General features: G+C 53.9%; 23 protein-coding genes and 1 riboswitch. Of the genes, 21 read left to right on the top strand and 2 right to left on the bottom strand.

Translation table 11 applies throughout. The features are described from left to right. Nucleotides 1-104: 104 nt before the first annotated feature. A complete protein-coding gene (locus NSU14_RS02600; protein ID WP_305954224.1) occupies nt 105-329 on the bottom strand; it encodes a hypothetical protein in 225 nt (74 codons plus the stop codon). On the opposite strand from NSU14_RS02600, the gene NSU14_RS02605 reads away from it, so the two are divergent. The 12 genes from NSU14_RS02605 (at nt 249) to NSU14_RS02660 (ending at nt 10,649) form a co-directional block, all read left to right on the top strand. Further along, nucleotides 249-503 (top strand): nucleoside-diphosphate sugar epimerase, encoded by a 255-nt coding sequence (locus NSU14_RS02605; RefSeq protein WP_371916298.1) that lies wholly within the window; start codon nt 249-251, stop codon nt 501-503. The genes NSU14_RS02600 and NSU14_RS02605 overlap by 81 nt on opposite strands. A gap of 27 nt (nt 504-530) precedes the next feature. Further along, a complete protein-coding gene (locus NSU14_RS02610; protein WP_039306867.1) occupies nt 531-872 on the top strand; it encodes a hypothetical protein in 342 nt (113 codons plus the stop codon). Continuing rightward, on the top strand, nt 869-1,159 hold the full coding sequence (locus NSU14_RS02615; protein ID WP_042139766.1) for a hypothetical protein: 291 nt from the start codon (nt 869-871) through the stop codon (nt 1,157-1,159). Before NSU14_RS02610 ends, NSU14_RS02615 begins: the two co-directional genes overlap by 4 nt. Before the next feature lie 20 nt (nt 1,160-1,179). Beyond that, nucleotides 1,180-1,584: a hypothetical protein gene (locus NSU14_RS02620; protein ID WP_216626658.1), complete on the top strand. Its 405-nt coding sequence runs from the start codon at nt 1,180-1,182 to the stop codon at nt 1,582-1,584. Nucleotides 1,585-1,767: 183 nt separating this feature from the next. After that, entirely contained in the window at nt 1,768-2,292 is a 525-nt protein-coding gene (locus tag NSU14_RS02625) for a GNAT family N-acetyltransferase (RefSeq protein ID WP_042139765.1), read from the top strand. Nucleotides 2,293-2,431: 139 nt separating this feature from the next. Then, nucleotides 2,432-2,530, top strand: a riboswitch (purine riboswitch). A 63-nt stretch (nt 2,531-2,593) separates the two neighbouring features. Beyond that, complete coding sequence (locus tag NSU14_RS02630; protein ID WP_042139764.1) at nt 2,594-3,931, top strand: 5'-deoxyadenosine deaminase; 1,338 nt, start codon at nt 2,594-2,596, stop codon at nt 3,929-3,931. 505 nt (nt 3,932-4,436) lie between these two features. After that, nucleotides 4,437-5,054 (top strand): RNA polymerase sigma factor, encoded by a 618-nt coding sequence (locus tag NSU14_RS02635; RefSeq protein WP_340942601.1) that lies wholly within the window; start codon nt 4,437-4,439, stop codon nt 5,052-5,054. Continuing rightward, the gene (locus tag NSU14_RS02640; protein WP_340942603.1) at nt 5,054-6,277 is read left to right on the top strand and encodes a hypothetical protein; all 1,224 of its coding nucleotides are present in this window, start codon (nt 5,054-5,056) and stop codon (nt 6,275-6,277) included. The genes NSU14_RS02635 and NSU14_RS02640 overlap by 1 nt, the downstream gene beginning before the upstream one ends. A 191-nt stretch (nt 6,278-6,468) precedes the next feature. Next, complete coding sequence (locus NSU14_RS02645; protein WP_340942606.1) at nt 6,469-8,367, top strand: LTA synthase family protein; 1,899 nt, start codon at nt 6,469-6,471, stop codon at nt 8,365-8,367. Between the two features lie 16 nt (nt 8,368-8,383). Then, nucleotides 8,384-9,817: a glycan biosynthesis hexose transferase WsfD gene (wsfD, locus tag NSU14_RS02650; protein WP_340942609.1), complete on the top strand. Its 1,434-nt coding sequence runs from the start codon at nt 8,384-8,386 to the stop codon at nt 9,815-9,817. A 96-nt stretch (nt 9,818-9,913) separates the two neighbouring features. Continuing rightward, nucleotides 9,914-10,087: an aspartyl-phosphate phosphatase Spo0E family protein gene (locus NSU14_RS02655; RefSeq protein ID WP_081970240.1), complete on the top strand. Its 174-nt coding sequence runs from the start codon at nt 9,914-9,916 to the stop codon at nt 10,085-10,087. Nucleotides 10,088-10,190: 103 nt separating this feature from the next. Beyond that, nucleotides 10,191-10,649: a hypothetical protein gene (locus tag NSU14_RS02660; RefSeq protein ID WP_340942611.1), complete on the top strand. Its 459-nt coding sequence runs from the start codon at nt 10,191-10,193 to the stop codon at nt 10,647-10,649. Between the two features lie 547 nt (nt 10,650-11,196). On the opposite strand, the gene NSU14_RS02665 is transcribed toward NSU14_RS02660, so the two are convergent. Continuing rightward, nucleotides 11,197-11,976 (bottom strand): AAA family ATPase, encoded by a 780-nt coding sequence (locus NSU14_RS02665; protein ID WP_042141605.1) that lies wholly within the window; start codon nt 11,974-11,976, stop codon nt 11,197-11,199. A gap of 279 nt (nt 11,977-12,255) precedes the next feature. On the opposite strand from NSU14_RS02665, the gene NSU14_RS02670 reads away from it, so the two are divergent. From NSU14_RS02670 to NSU14_RS02710, 9 genes are all read left to right on the top strand, one after another. After that, a complete protein-coding gene (locus NSU14_RS02670; RefSeq protein WP_371916299.1) occupies nt 12,256-13,353 on the top strand; it encodes a CgeB family protein in 1,098 nt (365 codons plus the stop codon). A 32-nt stretch (nt 13,354-13,385) separates the two neighbouring features. After that, nucleotides 13,386-14,519 carry a CgeB family protein gene (locus NSU14_RS02675; RefSeq protein ID WP_076247543.1) on the top strand — a complete coding sequence of 378 codons (1,134 nt, stop codon included), beginning with the start codon at nt 13,386-13,388 and terminating at the stop codon, nt 14,517-14,519. Between the two features lie 357 nt (nt 14,520-14,876). Beyond that, a complete protein-coding gene (locus NSU14_RS02680) occupies nt 14,877-16,448 on the top strand; it encodes a glycosyltransferase (protein ID WP_340942616.1) in 1,572 nt (523 codons plus the stop codon). Nucleotides 16,449-17,490: 1,042 nt separating this feature from the next. Then, nucleotides 17,491-18,585, top strand: a complete 1,095-nt coding sequence (gene wecB / locus NSU14_RS02685) for a non-hydrolyzing UDP-N-acetylglucosamine 2-epimerase (protein ID WP_042139753.1) — start codon at nt 17,491-17,493, stop codon at nt 18,583-18,585. Further along, nucleotides 18,575-19,561, top strand: coding sequence for a polysaccharide biosynthesis protein (locus NSU14_RS02690; RefSeq protein WP_042139752.1), 987 nt, complete (start codon nt 18,575-18,577; stop codon nt 19,559-19,561). The genes wecB and NSU14_RS02690 overlap by 11 nt, the downstream gene beginning before the upstream one ends. Continuing rightward, complete coding sequence (locus NSU14_RS02695; protein ID WP_042139750.1) at nt 19,558-20,397, top strand: dTDP-4-dehydrorhamnose reductase family protein; 840 nt, start codon at nt 19,558-19,560, stop codon at nt 20,395-20,397. Before NSU14_RS02690 ends, NSU14_RS02695 begins: the two co-directional genes overlap by 4 nt. Continuing rightward, nucleotides 20,394-21,443, top strand: a complete 1,050-nt coding sequence (locus tag NSU14_RS02700) for an NAD-dependent epimerase/dehydratase family protein (RefSeq protein WP_076247556.1) — start codon at nt 20,394-20,396, stop codon at nt 21,441-21,443. Before NSU14_RS02695 ends, NSU14_RS02700 begins: the two co-directional genes overlap by 4 nt. Further along, the gene (locus NSU14_RS02705; protein WP_042141602.1) at nt 21,443-22,159 is read left to right on the top strand and encodes a glycosyltransferase family 2 protein; all 717 of its coding nucleotides are present in this window, start codon (nt 21,443-21,445) and stop codon (nt 22,157-22,159) included. Before NSU14_RS02700 ends, NSU14_RS02705 begins: the two co-directional genes overlap by 1 nt. Before the next feature lie 114 nt (nt 22,160-22,273). After that, nucleotides 22,274-22,849 carry a class I SAM-dependent methyltransferase gene (locus NSU14_RS02710; protein WP_042139748.1) on the top strand — a complete coding sequence of 192 codons (576 nt, stop codon included), beginning with the start codon at nt 22,274-22,276 and terminating at the stop codon, nt 22,847-22,849. Nucleotides 22,850-22,871: the final 22 nt, after the last annotated feature.

Genomic DNA, 22,871 nt, shown 5'->3' on the forward strand with positions numbered 1-22,871 from the left:
GAAATAGTTGTCCTTTTTCCACTTGTTGCTCTGATTCCCGGTCATTCGAATAAATTAAGTGACGTTTTTCCACTTAGCAGCCGCAGCACTTGCAGCCGCTGCGCTTAGCTGTCTTGTGACACGCGGACCTCCATAACTTGCGGAGCTTCTCCGGCACCGTCACGGCTGATGCCGCATATGCTGTAGCAGGGCGTTTGAGCAAAGGAGACATGAAGGTGCAGAGTAAAATTACAAAAGTCCTGCAGCACATGGCCCATACGCACGAACAGATGGCTCGGATTCTCGACGCCGAACGCCACGTAGCCGTCCGTATGTCGCAAATAGTTCACGATCTGCCGGATGCGGACCCTGATTTCGGCGGATTCAGTGGGCTGGTAGAAAGCTCAGGTCAGGTTAACAAGAACATTATTGCTTACTTGAATGCACTTGCCGATCTTGAAGAAGCGATGGCAGAGGGAGTAGGCAGAGTGATCAAGGAACTAAACGGTCAGGAAGAAGAGTAGCGCGTAACCAGAGCAAGGAGGCGGAAGATGAGCAGAGAAAAGGCTTATCTGCAAATGCTGGAGTCGACCGCTGTAATCCAGTGGAACATCGCGATGATCCTCGAGGCCAAAGCGGTGGAAGCGGAAAAAGTGAAGCAGTGGACCCATCATCATATCCACGCTAGAGCATTCGACTCCCATGAAGACCAGCTGAAGGAATCACTCTCCATCCACGAAGTGATCGTAGAGATGGTGGAGGGGCTGACGAAGCTGGAGAACGGGCTGTACAGTAATCTGAAAGCAGTACTGGGCAGCGGTGAAGATGAGGGCGGCGGTGATTTCGGCGGAGACGGCGGGGATGGATTCAGCTTCGGAGACGATAGCAAATGAGCGGCGGGCTTCTCTCCGAACATGCCGTCAAGCTGGAGATGATCCGCTCGATCGCCCGCAGTCAAGCTGCGCTCGCAGCCATCCTCGAGAGCATTGCCGAAGTTACGGGGCAATCGGAGCTGACAGCCCGCAAGCTGAGCGACAATATCAGGATTCTGAGCGGGTACCAAAGTTCAATGTGCCGGATGATATCCGGCATTTCACTGCATGAGCCCAAACAGGGAGTTCCTGCTGCGCCATGGCTGAGCAAGGATTGCTCAGAGGGTACTGCTGCAAGAAGTAGATGAAGTACAGGAGGAGTAGACAGATGAAGAGAAAGAGACTTGGCAAGCTGCGCTCAGGCAGCAAGGGCCGCAGACGCACACTGCTGTTGTCACGGAAGACCAGGGTGCGCAGAGGCCTTGGACGCAAAACGCGCAGAGGACTGATCCGCAAGACGGGCAAGAGAGCGCCGCTGCTGCGCAAGAAAAGAAGACTCCGCCGCCGGCTTGTCCGCAGGGTGCATGTGGTTCAGCCGCCGGTACAGGTTGTTCCGGCAGTCGAAGCGCCGCCGGTAGCGCAGGTAGTCCCGCTCCCCCCGGATCTGGGCGTCCCTCCGGAGCTGCCGCCGGGAGACGCCTTTCAGCAGGGCTACACCGAAGCATACAACGTGGGGTTCGACGCAGGTTTCGCCAAGGGCTTCGAGGACGGGCATAAGCTGGAGCTGGGCTGAGCGAGCAGCAGCTGTGGCTTAGAAGATGAGCGGCTATAGAGGTTGGCAAGTTCTCCTGCCGCCTCTATAGCCTATGGACGATACTGGAAATGGCGGCCTATCGGAATTTTCGCCCGGATATGGTAGACTTCTTAACAGAACTTTACCGGGTTCGAATGCCAGGTAGGAAAGCGGGGACTATACATGATTGGGAATGAGATACGAAGAGCACAGAGCAATGAAATCGGAGAGATTATGGATCTGATTGCCAAATGTGTACAAGTTATGCAGGCAGGCGGAAGCGATCAATGGGATGAGAGCTATCCGAACCGTGAGATCATTGCAGCGGATATTGCTACAGGCACATTATTTGTCTGTCTGGACAACGAAGCCATTGCCGGTATTATTGTGCTGGATGAGAATCAGGCGGAGCAATATGGGGCAATTGAATGGTTACAGCAGCAGGGGCCGCATCTGATCATGCACCGGCTCGCGGTTCATCCGGAGTTCCAAGGTAAAGGGATCGCCCGGCAGCTGATTGCTTTCGCTGAAGAGCACGCCCGTCACAGCGGGTATAGCAGTATTCGGATGGATACTTATGCCAAGAATGAACGGGTACTCAAAATTTATCCCTCGCTTGGCTATGTGCAGAGAGGCGAGATTCATTTTCCCGGCCGGGTAGCGGCTTTTCCTGTATTTGAGAAGGTGCTGACGGAGATTTTCGGATAGTTTATGTAATGTTATATTACATATTTGAAGATAATAATAGCGGATAATCCATTTTTATCTGCTGAAAATAGTTTCGTGTTAATATTTATAACTTATGTTGACAGGAAAGTTGTCTTTACTTTATGATGGGATTATTCAGAAGCAATTGAATAGTCCTTTTCGTATATCCTTAATAATTGGTTTAAGGGTCTCTACCGGGAACCGTAAATTTCTGGCTACGAAAATATGCTGAGGCATATTTTTGTGGCCTTTTTGTGTTATAAGCCAGCTGGACATCAACAAGGACAAGGGGGAATGGGTTATGGCGAACATCCTGATCAAGCATGCGGAGATTATTACAATGAACAAGCAAGAGGAGATTATATACGGGGATATCCGCATCAAGGATAATCTGATTGTAGAGATCGGCAGCGGGCTTGAGGTGCAGGGGGATGAGACGGTACTTGATGCCAAGAACCGCACGGTAATTCCCGGCTTTGTGCAGACCCATATTCATCTGTGCCAGACACTGTTCCGCGGCAAAGGCGATGATCTTGAGCTGATGGACTGGCTGCGCAAGCGGATCTGGCCGCTGGAGGCGGCGCATGATGAGGAGTCGCTGTATTATTCCGCTATGCTCGGCATTGGGGAGTTAATTACAAGCGGCACAACGACCATAGTGGATATGGAGACGGTGAACCATACAGACTTTGCCTTCCAGGCAATCGCCAAAAGCGGCATCCGTGCCCTATCCGGCAAGGTGATGATGGATCAGAAGAATGCGGATGCACCGGCGGCGCTGCAGGAGGATACGGCAGCTTCTCTTCAGGAGAGCGTAGATCTGCTGGAGAAGTGGAATGGATATGGCAACGGGCGGATTCAATATGCATTTTCCCCGCGTTTTGTCATTTCCTGCACGGAGCCGCTGCTGAAAGAGGTACGTAACCTCTCGGAGCACTATGGGGTCAAGGTGCACACCCATGCTTCCGAGAATCTGGGGGAGATCGAGATTGTGCAGGCGATGACCGGTATGCGTAACGTGGTGTATCTGGATCATCTGGGGCTGGCGAATGAGCGCCTGATTCTGGCCCACTGCGTCTGGCTCGATGAGGAAGAGAAGCGGATTCTGCGGGACCGCGGAGTTCATGTCAGCCATTGCCCGGGCTCCAACCTGAAGCTGGCCTCCGGCATCGCCGATACTCCGGGAATGCTGCATGATCATATCCATCTTAGCCTTGGTGCGGACGGTGCTCCATGCAACAACAACCTGGATATGTTCAATGAAATGCGTCTGGCGGCGGTGATCCAGAAGCCGCAGCATGGGCCGACCACGATGGACGCCAGAAGTGTGTTCCGGATGGCAACGATTGGCGGTGCGAAGGCGGTGGGCATGGAGGATCAAATCGGCAGCATCGAGGTTGGCAAAAAAGCCGATCTGGCGATCCTCAACCTGTACAATTTCCATACCTTCCCTTCCTATGATGTAGATCCGATCTCGCGGATTGTCTATTCCGCCACCCGTGCGGATGTGGAAACGACGATTGTGGACGGACAAATCCTGATGCATAAAGGCCTGCTGAAGACCGTCGATAAGGAAACCGTGCTCCATGAAGCTAACCGTTCCATCAAAAGACTGCTGGTGAACACTCCGCTGGGGTAATGGCTCTATTTCTGAAGCACGCTCAGGATCATCACACATATCGCTCTTAAGAGCTAACTAACCGGTGTTCCGGGAACTGAGCGGCGGAAGTCGCAATATTCACCGCAATTGGAATCGGTGCGAACAGTGGGCAAGCCTCTCGTTCAAGCTATATACTATGCAGGAGACTCAGGTCCTCTGTTTTTTTGTTTTTTTGAGTTAAATACACGCTGTACTGGCGGAAATGTTGTACTTTTTGCAACTTGAATCGCAAGATACCATGGTGTTCGTGAGGCTTGTTGTACAAATTACAACAATTGCCCCGCTAACCCGCTTGGAGGAGGAGATATGCTGCTTTTTGTACAACAATTTCGAAATGGAACCGAAATAACCAGGGAAATGTTGTATTCTGTGCAGGATTTTTAAATTAAAAAATTTACGCAACAACGTCGGCTGCCCGGGAAGTCCGCTTTTAACACTGAGGAGCAGGCTGGATGAAGGAATGAGTTGATTTTTATTATAAGAAGTGAACCCTCCCTCCATTCTTGAGGTCAAATATAGTGAGGTGAACCCATTGGAACTGGATGGATTGGAGCAGGCGGAGGCTATCAGTGAAGAGCAGCTGCGGCAGATAATGAAGCTTTATGGGGAAGATGTGTGGAATTATATTTATTTCTTGACCAAAAACAGTGATCAGGCGGATGAGCTCACGCAGGAGGTGTTCATCAAATGCTTTTACCGGATCGGTACCTACCGGGGGATTTCATCGCTCAAAACCTGGCTGTTCACGATTGCCCGCAATACGGTATTCTCCTACCGCAAATCGCGGTTTTTCCGCTCCGGGCTGTGGGGCGGGATGCAGCCGTTACCCGCTACGGCTCAGCATCGGAAAGAGGCAGCGGGGCAGGCAGTCGTTGCCCGTTCGGCGGAGATGGAATATCTCGGTAACCGGCAGGTGGATGAGATCTGGAGCATGATAATGAAGCTGCCGGATAAGCTGCGTGAGGTGCTGGTGCTTGATCTTAAGGCAGAGCTGTCGGTCCGGGAAATCGCTGGGCTGATCGGGATATCCCCCGGCACCGTCAAATCGAGGCTGCACCGCGCACGTCATAAAATCCAGGACAAACTAAGGAGGATGGAGTAATGGATAAGCGTGAGCAGGAGCCGCAGTGGTATGAGCTGGCCCGTAAAGGCCCGTTTCCGGAAATGAAATTTACGGAAGAAGCTGCTGGCAAGGTGGCCCGGCAGATTGGAATGGACGGTTCCTCACTAAACCAGGTGCTGCCATCCGGCCGGCGGCGCAGGGCAATCCGCCTGCGGATACTCTCCGCCGCCGTCATCCTCCTGTTGTTCGGAGCCGGGGCAGTGTATTGGGGAAGTGGCTGGTCCGGTCAGCACGGGGGTTTTAATCCGTTACAGGTAAGCAGCGCCGGAATAATCGATCCTCCGGTTGCGGGCCAGGCTGATCTTACGGATGAAGGGCTCAGGGCGACCGCTGAACAGGTAATGCTTGAGCAGCTGGGAAAGAAGCTGCCCTTTGTGAGCCTAGAGCCGCTCGTGGAAGAAGGAGAAATCCTGGCCGAATTTAAAGATGGGGATAGTTTTGCTAAAATCTGGTTTGAAACAGAGACTGGCAAGGTAGTGCGGACGTACATGGATACCTTTTTCGCTCCTGAACAAATCGATTCTAAATTCATTGATGAAGCGATGGATCAGCTGCGGAAAGCTGGTTACAAGGGAGAATTCACAGTAACTGCGCTTCACCATTCCGTCCACTACGGGACAAACGCTGATGAACAGGGCATACAGACTGATGACAGTCTCATAGCGGAGGAAGGGCAGATTGATTACGAGAACGGCGTCTACCGCAGCTCGACCTTCAAAATGGGTGAGAATGAGGTGAGTGCGGAAGTGAAGCAGGCAGGTCTTAAGGCAATTAAGCTGCTAAGGGAAAAGGGCACCGATCACCTCTATTCCATCAAGCGCACCGTTGCGCAGAAATGGGATGTACTCGTTTTGACGTATGGAGAGAGTGAACGCGGGGCTACTACAGTTATGATGGACTATGCTACACAAGACATACTGCAAGTGTTCGATGTTTCACTTTACGATGAGAAGTCATTCAGCTCCGCCGATCCAAACACGAATCTGCTGGATATGGATAAGGCGAAGTTCCAGCGCTCTGCTGCTGCCATCGCCGACGAAATGTTCGGCATTCGGCTGGGGGAGTATACAATCGTCAAGGAGATGTCAGGCATAGGATCGATTGCTTTTAAAAGTCCTGACGGAGCAACAATCATTACCGGGTCGTATAATCTGGACGGCACTTTTTACATGATCCAGCAGACGCCAGCCACTGCCGAATAATCTATCATTTTCATAAGATTGAACAAGGACGCACGCCCGTAAGGGCGGCGTCTTTTTACATTTAATAGAACCTCCAGTTTTGATAACTATTTCAAGTATTGCTATACTAGAGAAATCTGAACTTTTACAGAAAAATGCAATAGAGTTTACAGAGATTTTCAATAAAGAGAGTAAGAGGGGATCGAATTATTATGAACGACAAGAAACATGTGCCGGTGCAGGCTCATTTCTATATCGTTATCGGACTGGTCTGGCTAAAGCTGCTGCTGCTGAGGGGTTTGTTTTTTGACCGGATTGCGTGGGAATGGATTGCTGCGGATATTGCACCGGTGCTGCTGATGATGGGGGTGCTGGCTCTTATTACACCTGTGCGGATGAGGAAGGCCGTCTTCTGGGGCTTCAATGGTCTGTTGTCGCTGCTGTTCTTCGCGGCCAGTGTGTACTTCAATCATTTCGGCTCGGTGCCGACTTATCTGGCGCTCTATGAGCTGAATCAGGTGTTCCAGGTGAAGGAAAGCGTAGAATCTACGATTGAGCTGATCGATTATCTGTTTTTTGCCGATCTGGTCATTATGATCATTTATTTGCTGTTCCGCAGATGGAAGAATGGTCCTGTACAGCAGCAGCGTGGCAGTCAGCCTTCACGCAGAGCCCGGAGAGTCTATCTGATCGCCCTGCTGGTGGCTATTATCGGCGGCGGTTCGTTGTCGGCCTATTCCATTGATTCTGCACGCGGAATTACGAATGAGCTGGTTCAGGCGGAAAGCGCCGGATTTCTGAACTATGAGGTGGTTGCCGCGATCAAAGCCCAGGAGGATAACGGTCTCATCGGCACCGGGGATATCAACGAAACGATTGCCAAGGTGGAGGCGCTGGAAGCTGCTTATCCATACAAGGATATCGCAGGGGGACTGCCGGAATATTTTGGATCGCAAAAGGGTAAAAATGTAATTGTAATCCAAATGGAAGCATTTCAGAATTTTCCGCTGCATCAGTCGCTGGATGGCCAGGAGCTGACACCGGTGCTGAACAGCTTGGCCGGAGAGGGCTTTTATTTCCCGCATGTCTTCCAGCAGGTTGGTCCGGGCAACACCTCGGATGCGGAGTTCATGAGCAATACTTCGGTTTATCCCATTGCAACGCTTGCGATGTCAACGGGCTTCGGAGACCGGGAACTGCCGGGGCTACCGCGTCTGCTGCGGGATAAAGGGTATGAAGCGTACACTTTCCACGTGAACAAGGTTGGTTTCTGGAACCGCAACGAGCTGTACCCGGCGCTTGGCTTCAATGGCTACTATGATAAAGGGTATTTTAAAAATGATCATTTCAACGCCTTCGGGGCTTCGGATGAGCAGCTCTATGCTACAGCGGTGGAGAAGCTGGCGGCATTGCAGAAGAAGGGTACGCCTTTTTATGCCCAGCTCGTAACGGCCTCCAGCCATCATCCGTTCCAGATTCCGGACAGCTTCAAGAAGATTAAGGTTCCGGAGGATCTGCAGGGCACAATGCTGGGCGATTACCTGACGGCAGTGAATTATACGGATTATGCGGTCGGCACTTTGATTGACGGGCTGAAGCAGCAGGGCATGTGGGATGATACTGTGCTGGTGCTGTACGGCGACCATTTCGGCCTGCAGCCGAAGGATGTTCCGGCGGAGCAGGTGGAGGAAGCACTCGGAACCCCGTATGATGACCGGATCAGCCGGTTTAACATTCCGCTGATTATTCATGTGCCCGGGATGGAGCAGGGACAGGTCGTGGAGCGGACCGGCGGACAGCTGGATGTGCTTCCTACGGTGGCCAACCTGCTGGGGGTATCACTGAAGGACGAAGGCTTTACCGCTTTTGGGCATGATCTGCTCAATATTGACAGCAATGTGGTGGGGATGCGTTATTATTTGCCTACGGGCTCCTTTTTTAATGATGAGGTGATGTTCGTGCCCGGCAAAAGCTTCGCGGACGGAGAGGCCATCTCGCTGGATACGTATGAGCCGGTGGAGGATTTCAGTAAATATCAGACCGATTACGACTATATCCTGAAGCTGATGGGTTTGTCCGATGAATACGTGAAGCTGCTTCCGCAGCGTTAGGAGGAGAGACAGGGATTTGAAAAAGCTGAATAAAGCAGAGACTCTTGTGGCCCTTGCGGGCTGCGTTCTGATCCTCTATCTCTTGTTCCTGAAGCCCTTCTCCGGCGTTGCCGACAACGGGGATTTCAAGCGCATGATGGAGACGGTCGGACTGAATTATTATGACAACACAGAAAGCTATGCGGACCGCTTTTTCAGCTATAGCCATAGCCGGTTTTCCTATGAAAATCTGTTCAAGGGCTTCTATCCTTCCTCACAAATTCTCGTTGTGCTGGTGCCGCGACTGCTTGCCGGGCTGGTGCATGGAAGTTACTTCGATATCCGGCTGGTTGCGTGCGTCTACGCTATGCTGCTGCTGTGGGCGACATGGCTGCTCGTGAAGCTCGGGGCCAGAGGCTCCTATATTACGGGGCTGCTGCTGGGGGCGGGGCTGCTGTTTGTCTTCTATGATATCGGTTATCTGGCTTATTTCAATTCGCTGTTCGGTGAGCCGGTATCGATGGTGTTCATGCTGCTCACCTTCGCGCTCGGACTCCGGCTGGCCGGATCAGAGCGGCCGCCGGCAGGCGGGCTGAAGCTGTTCTTTATTGCCGTGCTGTTTCTGGTCTGCTCCAAAATCCAGAACGCACCCGTCGGCCTGGCGTTTGCCCTGATCTTCCTGCGTTTGCGAACCTTGAATGGAACAGGGAACTGGCGCAAGCTGGCGCTCCGGTTCGCGGTGGCGACGGCGCTCGTGTCCGTGGCTTTGTACGTGGCTGCACCGAAGGAACTGAGGCATATCAACCTCTATCAGACGGTGTTTTTCGGAATTCTGAACGAGTCGCCGGATGTGCGCGGTGATCTTCGTGATCTGGGTCTACCGGAGCGGCTGGAGGTTCTGGCGGGGACGAATTATTTCCAGGCCGGTACGGCCATTAAGCAGGATGATCCTTCACTTACAGCGGATTTCTATAATCTCGTATCTCACAAAGACGTGCTTTTCTTCTATCTGGGACATCCTTCGCGTCTGGTAGAGAATATGAAATATGCAGCGAAGAACAGCATGTCCATCCGTCCCTATTATCTCGGAAGCTATGAAAAGAGCATGGGGAAGCCCGAAAGGGCAATCGACTATACCTATAGTACATGGAGCCAGTTCAAGAAGAACCATCTGCCGCATACGCTCGGGTTTCTGGTTCTATTCTATCTGGTGTATTATGCGATTGTATTGGCTCACTACTTCCGAAGCAGGGGGCGGCAGGCGAGGATTGCCGGGGAAATGATGATGCTGCTGGGGCTGATTGGACTGTTCTCGTTCCTGGTGCCAATCCTCGGCGACGGCCGGGCGGATATCGGCAAGCATCTGTTCCTGTTCAATGTCTGTTTCGATATGATGGCCGTAGCGATGTTTGGCTGGGCTGTGCATAAACTCGTTATGCTTTTGAAACCTGTTTTCGCGGCAAACCGCTAATTGACCCGTTACGGATTATAGAATACAATGTGTTTGGAACTTTAGTAAAAGAGTGGAAAATGGCTTGGAACAGCCTCATTCTACAAGGGGGCCGCTATGCGTAATGATGATTACAAGGACAAGATTGAACAGGCAAGGCAGGAACTGAACAAACTAGCCCTGGAACACGGGATGCAGGATGTAAGGGTGCTTCGCCAATCGGTGAAGCTGGATGCGCTCCTAAATGAGTACAGTGATTGCAATACAGAGAAGGACGACCAGCTTTATTAGAGAATCAAAGAGCAGCTTTGTAAATTCAAAAGACACTTTAACGGCAGATATGCCGCTAAAGTGTCTTTTTTGATTGTATAGGAAAGTAGGATATTCGTCTGTTGTGGATCATTTTCTTTGGAATTTGAAGCAGGTCCGTCTGAAGGACAAATGTGTTCTTGTATCAGGAATTCCACTGAATCCCCGGAAGCCGGAGACTTGGGAAATCAAAGGGATAAATCCCTTTGATTCCGCTGAAAGTGGGCGGCAGGCAGGTATAAGGGGCAAAAGTGCCCCTGAATCCGCCGAAAGTGGGCGATATGAGGAAATTAAAGGGATAAATCCCTCTGATTCCGCCAAAAGTGGGCGGCAGGAGGAAATTAAAGGGATAAATCCCTCTGCTGATTTCGCCGGACGCTGGCCCAAGGCAAGAATGAGTGGCAAAAGTGTCCCTGAATCTGCCGAAAGTGGGCGGCAAGCAGGAAAGAGTGGCAAAAGTGCCCCTGAATCTGCCGAAAGTGGGCGGCAGGCAGGAAAGAGGGGCAAAAGTGCCCCTGAAGGCAGGAGAAGATCAAAGGGATAAATCCCTCTGATTCCGCTGAAAGTGAGCGATATGAGGAAATTAGAGGGATAAATCCCTCTAATTCCGCTGAAAGTGGACGGTATGAGGAAATTAAAGGGATAAATCCCTCTAATTCCGCTGAAAGTGGACGGTATGAGGAAATTAAAGGGATAAATCCCTCTAATTCCGCTGAAAGTGGACGGTATGAGGAAATTAGAGGGATAAATCCCTCTAATTCCGCTGAAAGTGGGCGATATGAGGAAATTAGAGGGATAAATCCCTCTGATTCCGCTGAAAGTGGACGATATGAGGAAATTAAAGGGATAAATCCCTCTAATTCCGCTGAAAGTGGACGGTATGAGGAAATTAAAGGGATAAATCCCTCTGCTGATTTCGCCGGACGCTGGCCCAAGGCAAGAATGAGTGGCAAAAGTGTCCCTGATTTTACCGGCGGCTGCCCCAAACAAAGTAGTCAGAATAGAGCAATGTGAGATGGGCTTAAAATCTACATCAGCTGCACCGGCTGCATAGCTCCAGCCTAATTCACCTGCTAGGTGACTTTGTTCTGTTATATGTCCGAAGCATCCGAAGCATAGTCATCTCCCAGCAGCTCACGGAGCATTCTCTGCCGGTCGGTCATGAAGGCCCGCGTCACCGTATAGTGGTCTGTGTCTTCCAGAGCCACAGGCGTAATGCGCTCACCCTCCAGCTGGAATATATCCGCACCCGGATAGGACATCAGAATCGGGGAGTGAGTAGCGATGATGAACTGGGAGTTCTGTGCTGCCAGCTCATGCATCCGCACCAGCAGCGACATCTGCCGCAAGGGGGACAAGGCCGCCTCCGGCTCGTCCAGAATATAGATCCCCTGTCCGCCGAAGCGGTGGACGAAAGTGGAGAAGAAGGATTCTCCATGGGACTGCTCATGCAGAGAATTGCCGCCGTAGGAGTCTTTGATGGATCTCCCAGCCTCCGGGTCCTCGTCCAGCTCATCGATGTAAGTAGCCACATTGTAGTAACTCTCCGCACGCAGGAAGAAGCCGTCCTTCGGCCGCTTGACCCCTTTGGCAATCCGCAGATATTCATAGAGACTCGAATGCGAGGCTCGGGTGTTAAATGAGAAGTTCAGCGTTCCGCCTTCCGGGTTGAACCCCCAGGCGGCTGCGATTCCCTCCAGTACAGTCGATTTCCCTGTTCCGTTCTCCCCTACAAGAAATGTAACCTGCTTCTGAAAAGCAATCCGCTCCAAAGCCCGCACCACCGGCAGATTAAACGGATAGGTATCAAAGGAAGGCACCTGTTCACGAAGCAGGTCTACATGGCGGAGATAGAGCATCGGGTCATACATCGAACTCATTTCTAAATCCCTCCTCTTAGCCGGATAGATGGAAAGCTGTTTCTTCGATTCTATATGAATTTTGGGGTGCCCGCAAAGCACCTGACTAAAGGCTTCGGCGCTCCCCCTCACTTTCCGGGGAACTGGAGTGGATGAAATCTGCAAAGGTTCGGGCCATGCGGGCGAAAGACAGGGGGCATGTGCCAATTTCGCCGTGATACAGACAGATGTCCATGAGGCGGATGCTGACTCCGCATATAGTACACTGTCTTGAGAATATGACGGGGCAGGGTGAAGGCCGTGAAAGCAAAAAATAGAAACGTGCGTCCGCGGGATTACCGTGACGGTTACACGGAAGGATACCGTCTCGGCTTGTGTGAAGCCGTGAAGCGTCTGAATTCTCCTGTAGTGGGTGCATGCCGGCCGTTTAAGCTGATGTATGTGCCCCAAGGGTTTCAGGCGATAGACACGGGAGTAACAGAAGCGCTGCGGCAGCTGGTCAGTGAGCTAATTATCTGTTCTCCGGAAACCATGCTGGAGGTGGCAGCGCGTGAGTCGCCGGGAGCGGTGCTTGTGATGAACGGGCTGCATGTGTTTCCCGAGAATCATCTGGAACAAATTACGGAAATAAGAAAATTGGGTATTCCGGCAGCGATCTGGTTTGTGGATGACCCGTATTTTACCGAGGACACATCAGTCATTTGCCGGCACTATGATTACGTGTTTACACACGAACTGGGCTGCGTAGAATTCTACCGTTCCCTCGGTGTGACTTCGGTGCATTACCTTCCGCTGTGCGTCAACCCGCAGATGTTCTACCCGCGCCGTACCGGACCGCAGTATCAATACGATGTTGTATTTATCGGCAATGCCTTCCGCAACCGGACGGAGCTGTTCGATGAACTGGCCCCGTTCCTCCGCGGCAAGAAGGTGCTGATCGCCGGCGGCTTCTGGGAACGGCTGAACACCTTCGAAGAACTGTCTCCATTCATCAAAAGCGGCTTCATCCCTCCCGAGGAAACGGCCAACTATTACAGCGGTGCCAAGCTTGTCATTAATATTCACCGTCCGTGGGAAGGCGGGCAGGACAACCGGAATACCTTCCAGCTGCCGTCCCTCTCCATTAATCCCCGGACCTATGAGATCAGTGCCTGCGGAACGATGCAGCTGACCGACATCCGCGAGGACCTGGGCAGCCACTACCGTCCGGGTCATGACCTGGAGACCTTTGCTTCTGCCGACGAGCTAAAACGCAAAATTGACTATTACCTGAAGCATGAGCAGGAGCGCCGCAAGTATGCGCTGCGGGGACTGCAGACGACACTGCGCCACCACACGTTTACCGCGCGTCTGCCTCATTTGCTGGGAGTTCTTGCTGCACAAGGGTGAAATCCATTATGGGATAGAAGGAGCGAATAAACATGAATAATCAATTTATAATGCCTGCGCCGCCTCTGCCGCGGACCCCTGCGGAAGAGCAGAAACTGAGTGGCCGCCTTACCGGCTTCAAGGTCGGATACGACGAAGGTTACCTGCGCGGACGCCTGGCGATTCTGGATGGCCGGCCGGAAGAGCCGCTTCCGGTACGCAATATCCATGTCATGTATGTGGCTTCAGGCAAAGGGTATCCGTATTCTCCGCTTGATGATGCGGTACTCTTCGCCCTGCAAAGACTGACCGCGCAGGTAACAATTACGGATGTACGCCAGAATCTGGTGGAGCTGGCTTCGGCCCAGCGTCCGGATCTGGTCCTGGTCCTGGACGGTCTGGATTTACCGCTGGATCAGGTCGCCGTTCTGCGCGGCAGAGGCATTAAAACTGCGATATGGCTCACCGATGATCCGTACTATACGGATTTCACCATGAAAATCGTTGCCCACTATGACTATGTATTCACTCTGGAGCGTAATTGCGTGGAGTTCTACCGCGGCCTCGGGTGCTCTGAAGTTCATTATCTGCCTTTTGCCGCCCACCGCGAGCATTACCGCCCGACTACCGGACGTTCGCCGGTCAGCCGCGATGTCAGCTTCATCGGGTCTGCTTACTGGAACCGGATCAATTTCTTCCGCGATATCATGCCGGAGCTGATGAGCTACAACACGGTGATTAACGGAATCTGGTGGGACCGTCTGCCGGAAGCGCCTATCTATGGTGACCGGATTGAGATCGGCAAATGGATGTCTCCGCAGGAAACGGCAGTCACCTACAGCGGTTCGAAGATTGTCATCAACCTGCACCGCTCCCACATTGATGAGGTAGCCAATAACAATACGTTGTATATTCCGGCCGCATCGCCGAATCCCCGCACCTTCGAAATCGCCGCCAGCGGCACGCTGCAGCTCAGTGACGCCCGGGATGACATGGGTTCCTTCTATAAGGTCGGGGAAGAGATTGACACCTTCTCAAGCCCGCAGGAAATGATGGATAAAATCCGTTTCTACCTGACGCATGAGGAGGAACGCCGGGATATGGCGCTGCGCGCTTTTGAACGGACCCTGAAGGACCACACCTACACCATACGCCTGAACCAGCTGCTGACGGTCATTTACGGCTAAATCCCCGCAGAACGATTGAAAAATGTGCGCATCACCGGGGACAGGTGTCGTGCCGGCATCTGTGCCCCCTCAATATACTGGATGGAGTACCGGGTTATGATGTTAGCCTGCCTGCGGCGGATATCCACCGGATGAAAGAAAGTAAAGCTTAGCGCATGCTCGTAAAACTTAAGATGATGCTTCCGGAGCGAGTTTCACACGAAGAAATGCTCTGCAGTGAATGCTTCGTAAAACTTAAGTTTACGCTTCCGAAGCGAGTTTTACTGCGATGAAATTGCCTTGATGCTAAGCTTCGTAAAACTTTTAGGGAGGTGAATGGCTGCTCCACAGCCCCTCGCGGGGGAGCGCCGAGACACCATGGCCGACAAAGCTACAATCGTCCTCTTTTCCCATGTTTCCAATACACGCAGTATTACGGGTGCGGAGAAGCTGCTGTTGTTCTTCAGCCGGGAGCTGTCTCCTTACTTTAATTGTATTCTCGTAGCCCCGCAGGACGGGAAGCTGACGCGCCTGGCTCGGAGCTACGGAATCAATGTCCAGCTGTTATCTATTCCGCTTGTCTATGGAATGTACACTCCATACGCAGGCCTTCCGGCAGACATCCGCAAGCTTCAGGAGAGCCGGGAGTACCAGGAACTGAGTGACTGGCTTGCGGGTGTGCGCCCGTCGTTCATTATTTCCAGTACCTGTGTGCACGCTCTGCCGCCGATGGCAGCGAAATCACTGGGCATTCCGGTGGTGTGGAAGATCTCCGAGACCATTACGGATAACGAATTCACTCCGATCAGCGTGGAGCTGATCCATAACAACAGCGATGAGATTCTGGCCATCTCGCAGACGGCTGCGGCTTGCTTCCCCGAGGATATCCGTGAAGGCAAGGTGACCCAGCTCCCCCCGTCCTGGAATGAAACGGAAATGATGTTTGAAGCCTGGAGCAAGCTCCGGGGAGAACGGCGGAGTGAACTGAAGGTAGCGCCGGAGGAACCGCTGATCGGTTATGTCTCTTCCTTCATTAATAAAGAAAAAGGTCTGGAGCATTTCGTCAAAATGGCTGTCCTTGTCCATGAGCAGCATCCGGCAGCCCGTTACATTGTAGTGGGTTCCCCCGGAGACAAAAGCTACTATGAACGCTGTGTCCGCAAGGTGAAGCTGGAGGGGCTAACCTCCCGGTTCAGATTTGTCGGATATGAAGAATGTCTGCCCGCAGCCTACTGCGCCATGGATCTGCTGGTCGTTCCCAGCCTGATCCGTGAAGGCTTCGGCATGACGGCGCTCGAAGGCTATGCCTTCGGCAAGCCGGTGGTTGCTTATGATTCCGGCGGCTTGCGGGAGATTCTGAACGCTGCAGGCTGCGGCGAGCTGCTTGTGCCTGCGGCCGACATCGGTGCGCTGGCCGAGCGGGTGAACACGCTGCTGGCCGCTCCGGCCATGGCGGCGGCCATTGGCAGCCTGGCGCGGGAACGCATCGAGGCCGTCTACGGCCCGGCGGCTTACCGCGCCCGCCTGTACGGCTTAGCGGAGAGGTGGTATCTCCGCTATTGCCTCGCGCCGCCGCAAGTCAGCGGCGCCGAAGAAGCCCCGCCCGCAGCTCCGCCGGCGGGCGGGGAGGATGCCCCCGCGGCAGAGGCGCCGCGGGTACGCCCCTCGCGCCGCGCCGCACGGCTGCGGGGCGCGAAGCTCCGGCGCGGCAGGCTGCGCCGCGCCAAAGCCCGGGCGCGCGCGGCGGAACGCGCCCGCGCCGTAAGAAACGCGCGGCAGGCTCCGCGCGCCGGAAGGCCAGCGGCGGCGGCAAGCACCGCCGCGCGGGCCATGCGCGCCGCCGGGGAAGACGGCGGCGCAAGGCGGGCTGAGGTCCGCAGGAGTCCGCGGACCGGCACTTTGCCGGCGCTGCGCCAGCCGCCGCCGGCATCGCATCCCTCAGAGGGATAAATCCCTCTGAATCCGCATTACCCGCCGGAATCGCGCTAAATAGAGGGATAACTCCCTCTAAATCTGCTCCACCAGGCGTAATTGCGCTAATTAGAGGGATAAATCCCTCTAAATCTGCCGCCCCCGCCGGAATCGCGCCAATTAGAGGTATAAATCCCTCTAAATCCGCCGCCCCCGCCGGAATCGCACTAATTAGAGGTATAAATCCCTCTAAATTCGCCCCCGCCGGAATCGCGCTAAATAGAGGGATAACTCCCTCTAAATCCGCCGCCCCCGCCGGAATCGCGCTAAATAGAGGGATAAATCCCTCTAAATCTGCTCCACCAGGCGTAATCGCGCTAAATAGAGGGATAACTCCCTCTAAATCTGCTCCACCAGGCGTAATTGCGCTAATTAGAGGGATAAATCCCTCTAAATCTGCCGCCCCCGCCGGAATCGCGCCAATTAGAGGTATAAATCCCTCTGAATCCGCACTACCTGGCGGAATCGCGCCAATCAGGATCACAAATGCCCCTGAATTTGCCCCACCCGCCGGAATCGCGCCAATCAGGAGCACAAATGCCCCTGAATTTGCCCCACCCGCTGGAATCGCGCCAATCAGGAGCACAAATGCCCCTGAATTTGCCCCACCCGCTGGAATCGCACCAATCAGGGGCACAAATGCCCCTGAATTCGCCGCCCCCGCCGGATTCGCACCAATCAGGGGCACAAATGCCCCTGAATTTGCCCCACCCGCCGGAATCGCACCAATCAGGGGCACAAATGCCCCTGAATTTGCCCCACCCGCCGGAATCGCACTAATCAGGGGCACAAATGCCCCTGAATTCGCTCCACCCGCCGGATTCGCGCCAATCAGGGGCACAAATGCCCCTGAATCCGCTCCACCCGGCGGAATCACCAGAATCAGGGGCACAACTACCCCTGATTCCAACGCTACTGGCGGGCCAGTCCTTCACCGCTGCTGCGCCGGACCGGCTGCCAGCTCTGACAGAACCGTCTGCCCTTCCTTAAGGGCAGGCCATAATCAAAGGGGAGTGAACCCATGAAGATCATGACGATTTTGGGCACACGGCCCGAGATCATCCGCCTCAGCGTCATCATTCCGCTGCTCGATGAGCATGCGGAGCGGCATGTGCTGGTGCATACGGGACAGAATTTCACGGCCAGCCTCAGCGGGATTTTCTTCGCCGAGCTGGGACTCCGCGCACCGGACTATGTGCTGCAGGATAAGCAGGCCGGACTCGGGGGCCAGCTGGCCGCCATGTTCGGGAGCCTGGAGAGCATCCTGCTTCAGGAGAAGCCCGACCGGATTCTGCTGCTGGGTGACACGAACAGCGCGCTGTGTGCAATCCTTGCCGAACGGATGGGCATTCCTGTGGTCCACATGGAAGCAGGCAACCGCTGTTACGATTTGAAAGTGCCGGAGGAGAAAAACCGCCGTGTCATAGATGCCGTCTCGACCATAAATATGCCTTATACCCAGCAGAGTAAAAGACATCTGCTCAGCGAAGGATTTCCCAGCCAGCGTATCGTGTTAACCGGCAATCCGATCCATGAGGTGATTACGCATTATGAGGAGCAAATCGGGTCCAGCGATATTCTGTCCCGGCTGAGCCTTGAAGCAGGCCGGTATCTGCTGGTGACTGCCCACCGGGCCGAGAATGTCGATGATCCTGAATCCCTGCTCCAGATTATGTCGGGACTTAACCTTGTGGCTGAACATTATGGACTCCGCCTGATCTGCAGCATCCATCCCCGTACGCGCTCCAAGCTTACGGAGCAGTTCCCGCTGACTATGAACCCGCTGGTGGAATTCCATGAGCCCTTCGGATTTTTTGATTTTGTCCATCTGGAGCGTAATGCCCTGTGCGCCATTACGGACAGCGGCACCGTTCAAGAGGAATGCTGCCTGATGGGGGTGCCGACAGTGACCATCCGCCGGACCACAGAACGTCCGGAGACGGTCGATTGCGGAAGTAATGTAGTGTCCGGCGTAGAGCAGAACAGCATTCTGCGCTGTACCCGGCTGATGACGTCACTTAAGCCTGCCTGGGAGGCGCCGGAGGGGTACCTGACCCCCGATGTCTCGGTTAAAGTAGTTAAATTTCTGCTTGGAGGGAACCTGCATGTTCAATAATAAACGGATTCTGGTTACAGGCGGTACCGGTTCCTGGGGGCATGAGCTTATCCGGCAACTGCTGCCGCAGCATCCCAAAGAAATCATCGTATTCTCCCGCAGCGAGTCTGCACAGGTAGCCATGAGCCGTGAATTTGAAGATAAGCGCCTCAGCTTCGTCATCGGTGATATCCGTGACAAGGATGCCCTCGTGGCTGCATGCCGCGGAGTGGATTATGTGTTCCATCTGGCGGCGCTCAAGCATGTTCCTGTGTGCGAAGACCAGCCGTATGAGGCGCTGAAGACCAATGTGGTCGGCACGCAGAATGTGATCGAAGCAGCGATTGCCAACAATGTGGAAAAAGCGATTTACATCTCCACCGACAAAGCAGCCAATCCGTCGAACTTCTACGGCATGACCAAAGCGATCGGCGAGAAGCTGTTCGTATACGCCAACCTGATCGGTTCAGGCACCCGTTTTGTAACAGTGCGCGGCGGCAATGTTCTGGGGACGAACGGCAGTGTCGTCCACTTGTTCATGAAGCAGATCAAGGACAAGGGACAGGTGCGGATCACAGATATGAATATGACCCGCTTCTTCTTCACCCTGCGCGATGCCATCACGCTGCTGTTCAAAGCCTCTGAGGTCAGCATCGGCGGCGAGATCTTCGTCATGACCATGCCAACCTGCCGGATCGTGGACTTGGCCGAGGTACTGATCGAAGCTTCGGGCAGAAGAGATGTCAGCATGATCGAGGCTGGAATCCGCCCGGGTGAAAAAATCCATGAGATTCTCATGAGTGATTTCGAGAGCTTAACTACCGTTGTCTACGATGAGCAGTATCTGGTTATTCTTCCTACCCTGGATATGCCGGAGCTGAAGGAGCACTACCGCGAATACCCGCATGTGTCCTTCAACAGCTTCAGCTCGGAGAACAATCTGATGGATCAGGCAGAGATCAAGGACATTCTGATCCGGGGAGGGTTCCTCAAGTGAAGCTGCTTATCCTCGGCGGAAACGGTATGGCGGGTCACATGCTGGCGGATTTTTTTCGCCGCCAGGGCAAGCATCACGTCTTCCATACAACCCGGGATAAGAACGATCTTGGCGGGCTGTATGTGGATGCCGATGATATTGCCGGCGTAGAGAAACTGGTCGAAATCGTCTCTCCCCATTGCATGATTAATGCAATGGGTGTACTGAATCAATTCGCCGAACGTGACGTAATCGGTGCTTACCATGTCAACGGATTCCTTCCCCACCGTCTGCGGCGGGCAGCGGACAGCGTCCATGCCCGGCTCATCCACATCAGTACCGACTGCGTGTTCGAAGGAACGCGCGGCGGGTACACAGAAGAGGATGCCACTGACGGCACATCCGTTTATGCCATCACCAAAAGCCTTGGAGAAGTGCGTGACCCCGGCCACCTGACGATCCGCACCTCCATTATTGGTCCCGAAATCCGCTCCGGCGGCATCGGGCTCATGGAATGGTTCCTGGCCCAGAAGGGCCGGGTAACCGGCTATGAACGTGTGATGTGGAACGGAGTCACCACACTGGAGCTGGCCAAAGTGATCAGTTCCCTGCTGGACTCTGATCTGTCCGGGCTGATCCATCTGGCCCATCCCCGGCCGGTGAGCAAATATGAACTGCTGCAGATGATGCAGTCGGCGTTTCATAAGGAGGATGTCAAGATCATCCCCGAACGGGTCCATGTGCAGGACCGGACGCTGATCAGCACCAGAAGCGACGTGAACTTCGAATTACCGTCCTATCCCGAGATGCTTGCGGAGCTGGCTGACTTTATGCACGGCTCAGAGATGCCGACATGAAGGGCCGGAGGCTGCTGATAACCGGAGCCGCCGGCTTTACCGGCAGGCATGCCGTAGCTTATTTTGCGGCTGAGGGAGCTGAAGTGACCGCTGTGGTACGCCGCTGCGCAGCGGAAGCTTCCGTCTTCCCGGCAGGCGTTCAGCAATATATCTGTGATCTCGGCGACCGTAAGGCTGTCGCCGGGATGATTGGAGAGGTCATGCCGGATCAGGTGCTGCACCTGGCAGGCAAGAACTCGGTTCCAGAGTCCTGGCAAGACCCGCTGCTCTATATGGAGACTAATGTAATGGCTACATTGTATTTGCTTGAGGCGCTGCGTTTCCAGCCGGCCAGCCGTATCCTGGTGGCCGGCTCCCGCCTTAAGTACAGACCGGATTCCGCGGCAGGCCCGCCACATCCCTACAGTCTCAGCAAGACGCTGGAGGAACTGGTGTCGCTGGCCTGGGGGACGCTGTTCAAACAGCCTGTTCTGATGGCGGAGCCCTCCAATCTGATTGGTCCCGGACCGTCCACCGGCTTCTGTTCCTTACTGGCGCAGCATATTGTGCGCAGTGAAGCTGCGGCCGGCAGGGGAGAAGCTCCACCCGCCGCATTCCGGATCTCCTCGCGGCATGTGCAGCGCGACTTTCTGGATGTGCGTGATGCCGTTAGAGCCTATGGCTATATTCTGGATCAAGGAGAGACCGGCAAGATCTACCGGATTGACTCCGGGGCGCAGCGGGAGCTTGGGGAGATTGCCGGGAAGCTGCTGGCCCATGCAGCGGCTCCGGTGGAGATGGACTGGGGACCGCAGCATGCGGAGGAAGGTCAGGCTGCTGCTTCCCCAGCATCTGCCGTTCCGGCGAAGCCTTCGTCTGCATCTGCTGCTTCCCCAGCATCTGCCGTTCCAGTGCAGCCTTCCTCTGCATCTGCTGATAGAGAAGTGCTGCAGGAAGAACCTGAGGACAATGCCGCCGTTCTCGGCTGGAAGCCGGGGATCGGTCTGGACCGGTCACTTGCGGACATTATCGGCTATACAAGGGCCGGCAAGGAAGGAAGAATATGATGAAGCCCAGAGTATCGGTAATCATTCCCTTTTATAATTGCCCTTATATTGAGCAGGCGCTGCAAAGCGCCTTGGCTCAATCCTGGCAGCCTTATGAGATTATCGTGGTTGATGACGGATCATTCATGCATGCAGAGCGCATTACCCCATATTTGCCGCATATTCACTACCTGGGCAAAGCCAATGGTGGTACTGCCTCCGCACTGAATCACGGTATTGCCCATTCTACAGGGGATTATGTAGTCTGGCTTAGCTCGGATGATATGTTCTATCGTGACAAGATCAACAACCAGGTTCTGTTCATGGAGCAGAACCGTTTGCTGATCACATACACCAATTTCAACTTCATTAACGGGGATTCGCAGCTGACCCAGCTGAACGCAGCGGCAGTGTTTCATAACCAGCTGGACTATTTACGCTGTTTCCTGCAGGGCAATCCCATCAACGGCTGCACCGTGATGTTCAAGCGGGAGATATTCGGAGCCATCGGCCTGTTCAATGAAGCTCTTCCGTACACTCATGATTATGATTTGTGGTACCGGGCGATTCTGAACGGATACCCTCCTATTATGCTCAATCAGTCTTTAACGGCCTACCGCCGGCATGACGGCATGGGGACGATCAAACATTATGATGTCATTATGGCTGAAGCCGCAGCGACCAATGCCCGCTATCATGCCCCGCTGAGTAGCCTGATCGCTTCCATGGGCGGCTAAGCAGGAGTAGAAATAAGAAGCGGGTGCAACTAATTAAGCCCATGCTTCCGAATTGAGTTTTGCGAAGAGAATTCAGGAAGTTGATGTTATCACAACTTTTAGGAGGGAAAGCATATGTACCGGGAAATAGAAGTGAAAGACTTCCTGCCGGTCCTGCTGGAGCAGCTGAAATTCTCCGAGAGTATCCTGGATATCGGCAGCGGTACCGGTACGCTGCTGGAACGATATGAAGCGGCTGTTGTGCTGGGGCTGGATATCCACAGACCTTATCTGCTGCACCGCAAATACAAATCCCCGCATATCATTCCGGTTCATGCCGATGCCAGCCATATTGATAAGCTGTTTCTGCCGGGAACATTCTCTGCGGTTACACTGATTGATTCCCTGGAGCATTTCTCGATGAGAGAAGGCACGGAGCTGCTGCGGAAAGCGGAGATCATTGCTTCGAACCGGGTAGTCGTATTCACGCCGCGGGGGTTCTTCCCGCAGGAGGGAAAGGATCATTTCAACCTGCACGGAGAGTATTACCAGAAGCACTGGAGCGGCTGGGAGCCTGAGGATTTCCTGAAGCTGGGCTACGCTGTAACCGTACTGAAAGGCTTCCATCATGCGGAGAATCCTTCATTCCGTGAAGCGTTTGGCGAGGATCATGCGCCGCTGGATGCTTTGCTGGCCTGCAAAACAGTATAAATTGAATCGGGAAGGAGGTGAG

Source organism: Paenibacillus sp. FSL R10-2771, from assembly GCF_038000205.1.
In the GTDB taxonomy this organism is placed as follows: Bacteria; Bacillota; Bacilli; order Paenibacillales; family Paenibacillaceae; genus Paenibacillus_AQ; species Paenibacillus_AQ phytohabitans.

Excerpts from the sequence above, each read along its gene's own strand:
- NSU14_RS02605 (WP_371916298.1), top strand. The coding sequence starts at position 249 with ATGGCCCATACGCACGAACAGATGGCTCGGATTCTCGACGCCGAACGC.
- NSU14_RS02610 (WP_039306867.1), top strand. The coding sequence starts at position 531 with ATGAGCAGAGAAAAGGCTTATCTGCAAATGCTGGAGTCGACCGCTGTA.
- NSU14_RS02615 (WP_042139766.1), top strand. The coding sequence starts at position 869 with ATGAGCGGCGGGCTTCTCTCCGAACATGCCGTCAAGCTGGAGATGATC.
- NSU14_RS02620 (WP_216626658.1), top strand. The coding sequence starts at position 1,180 with ATGAAGAGAAAGAGACTTGGCAAGCTGCGCTCAGGCAGCAAGGGCCGC.
- NSU14_RS02625 (WP_042139765.1), top strand. The coding sequence starts at position 1,768 with ATGATTGGGAATGAGATACGAAGAGCACAGAGCAATGAAATCGGAGAG.
- NSU14_RS02630 (WP_042139764.1), top strand. The coding sequence starts at position 2,594 with ATGGCGAACATCCTGATCAAGCATGCGGAGATTATTACAATGAACAAG.
- NSU14_RS02640 (WP_340942603.1), top strand. The coding sequence starts at position 5,054 with ATGGATAAGCGTGAGCAGGAGCCGCAGTGGTATGAGCTGGCCCGTAAA.
- NSU14_RS02645 (WP_340942606.1), top strand. The coding sequence starts at position 6,469 with ATGAACGACAAGAAACATGTGCCGGTGCAGGCTCATTTCTATATCGTT.
- NSU14_RS02655 (WP_081970240.1), top strand. The coding sequence starts at position 9,914 with ATGCGTAATGATGATTACAAGGACAAGATTGAACAGGCAAGGCAGGAA.
- NSU14_RS02665 (WP_042141605.1), bottom strand. The coding sequence starts at position 11,976 with ATGTATGACCCGATGCTCTATCTCCGCCATGTAGACCTGCTTCGTGAA.
- NSU14_RS02675 (WP_076247543.1), top strand. The coding sequence starts at position 13,386 with ATGAATAATCAATTTATAATGCCTGCGCCGCCTCTGCCGCGGACCCCT.
- NSU14_RS02680 (WP_340942616.1), top strand. The coding sequence starts at position 14,877 with ATGGCCGACAAAGCTACAATCGTCCTCTTTTCCCATGTTTCCAATACA.
- wecB (WP_042139753.1), top strand. The coding sequence starts at position 17,491 with ATGAAGATCATGACGATTTTGGGCACACGGCCCGAGATCATCCGCCTC.
- NSU14_RS02690 (WP_042139752.1), top strand. The coding sequence starts at position 18,575 with ATGTTCAATAATAAACGGATTCTGGTTACAGGCGGTACCGGTTCCTGG.
- NSU14_RS02700 (WP_076247556.1), top strand. The coding sequence starts at position 20,394 with ATGAAGGGCCGGAGGCTGCTGATAACCGGAGCCGCCGGCTTTACCGGC.
- NSU14_RS02705 (WP_042141602.1), top strand. The coding sequence starts at position 21,443 with ATGAAGCCCAGAGTATCGGTAATCATTCCCTTTTATAATTGCCCTTAT.
- NSU14_RS02710 (WP_042139748.1), top strand. The coding sequence starts at position 22,274 with ATGTACCGGGAAATAGAAGTGAAAGACTTCCTGCCGGTCCTGCTGGAG.